The following is a 239-nucleotide window of genomic DNA, read 5'->3' on the forward strand; positions in this document are numbered from 1 at the left end:
TCGAGGACAATGTGAAGCCATCGATCAGATCCTTGGTGAAAAGCGGAATTACCAGGCTCACAAGAGTGGTTGCAATGCTCAGGAAGAGCGCGGTCCCGAGCATCAGCTTGGATGGCTTCGTTTCCTTTATTAAATGAAAGAACGGTCTCAGCTTTCCTGACGTATGTTTTTGTTTTGTCGTCATCTTTTTGTATCTCCTATCCGTATTTACTTCACTCTCTTGCAGGAATCGCATACCT

1 pseudogene is annotated in these 239 nt (G+C 45.2%); it reads right to left on the reverse strand.

Annotated elements, in window-relative coordinates:
• A pseudogene (locus SB773_RS34365) lies at positions 1 to 184 on the reverse strand (multidrug ABC transporter permease); the annotation flags it as partial.
• Positions 185 to 239 lie beyond the last annotated feature (55 nt).

Source organism: Bacillus sp. SIMBA_074, assembly GCF_046534555.1.
GTDB classification, from domain to species: domain Bacteria; phylum Bacillota; class Bacilli; order Bacillales; family Bacillaceae_G; genus Bacillus_A; species Bacillus_A mycoides.